The sequence below is a fragment of the Kitasatospora arboriphila genome, assembly GCF_039528095.1.
Lineage (GTDB): Bacteria > Actinomycetota > Actinomycetes > Streptomycetales > Streptomycetaceae > Kitasatospora > Kitasatospora arboriphila.
This window is the reverse complement of sequence record NZ_BAAALD010000211.1, coordinates 256-1,748: the sequence shown is the minus strand read 5'-3', so window position 1 is coordinate 1,748 and position 1,493 is coordinate 256. Positions and strand designations below refer to the sequence as shown.

General features: G+C 52.5%; 2 protein-coding genes. Both read left to right on the top strand.

The window, feature by feature from the left end; genetic code table 11:
• Nucleotides 1–280: IS1 family transposase (locus tag ABD353_RS39510; RefSeq protein WP_213471814.1), on the top strand; the 280-nt coding region annotated here is incomplete at its 5' end.
• Nucleotides 281–353: 73 nt separating this feature from the next.
• Entirely contained in the window at nt 354–1,277 is a 924-nt protein-coding gene (locus ABD353_RS39505; RefSeq protein WP_344628555.1) for an IS5-like element IS903B family transposase, read from the top strand.
• The last annotated feature ends 216 nt before the right edge of the window (nt 1,278–1,493 follow it).

The following is a 1,493-nucleotide window of genomic DNA, read 5'->3' as shown; positions in this document are numbered from 1 at the left end:
CGGTGAACGCACTATGGCCACACTGGAGCGTCTTCTGAGCCTGCTGTCAGTTTTTGACGTGGTGGTATGGATGACGGACGGCTGGCCGATGTATGAGTCACGTCTGAAGGGAAAACTGCACGTCATCAGTAAGCGTTACACGCAGCGAATTGAGCGACACAACCTGAATCTGAGACAGCATCTGGCAAGGCTGGGCAGGAAGTCCCTGTCGTTCTCAAAATCGGTGGAGCTGCATGACAAAGTCATCGGGCACTATCTGAACATAAAACACTATCAGTAAATTGGAGTCATTACCAACTTTTGCTGAGTTGAAGGATCAGATCACGTATCTTCCCGACAACGCAGACCGTTCCGTGGCAAAGCAAAAGTTCAAAATCACCAACTGGCCCACCTACAATAAAGCCCTCATCAACCGTGGCTCCATAACTTTCTGGCTGGATGATGAAGCTATTCAGGCCTGGTATGAGTCAGCAACACCTTCTTCACGAGGCAGACCTCAGCGCTATTCTGACCTTGCCATCACGACTGTGCTGGTCATTAAACGCGTATTCAGGCTGACCCTGCGCGCTGCGCAGGGCTTTATTGATTCCATTTTTTCTCTGATGAACGTTCCGCTACGCTGCCCGGATTACAGCTGTGTCAGCAGGCGCGCAAAGTCGGTTAATGTCAGTTTCAAAACGTTCACCCCAGGTGAAATCGCGCATCTGGTGATTGATTCCACCGGGCTGAAGGTCTTCGGTGAAGGCGAGTGGAAAGTCAAAAAGCATGGCCAGGAACGCCGTCGTATCTGGCGTAAGCTGCATCTCGCCGTTGACAGTAAAACACATGAAATCATCTGCGCTGACCTGTCGCTGAACAACGTTACGGACTCAGAGGCCTTCCCCGGGTTAATCCGGCAAACCCACCGGAAAATCAGGTCAGCCGCCGCCGATGGAGCTTACGACACCCGGCTCTGTCACGATGAACTGCGGCGTAAGAAAATCAGCGCGCTTATCCCTCCCCGAAAAGGTGCGGGTTACTGGCCCGGTGAATATGCAGACCGTAACCGTGCAGTGGCTAATCAGCGAATGACCGGGAGTAATGCGCGGTGGAAATGGACAACAGATTACAACCGTCGCTCGATAGCGGAAACGGCGATGTACCGGGTAAAACAGCTGTTCGGGGGTTCACTGACGCTGCGTGACTACGATGGTCAGGTTGCGGAGGCTATGGCCCTGGTACGAGCGCTGAACAAAATGACGAAAGCAGGTATGCCTGAAAGCGTGCGTATTGCCTGAAAACACAACCCGCTACGGGGGAGACTTACCCGAAATCTGATTTATTCAACAAAGCCACGCGCTGGACACACCACGATGACAGCGGTTTTATCCCTTACGCCATCACCACCGGCCTTGATTACGAGGCGATGACCGAACAGCGCAAAGGCTATGAGAACTTTGTTTATCAGAACGGCGTTTACGATCTCGGCACCAAAGGTGATATGCGACGTAACG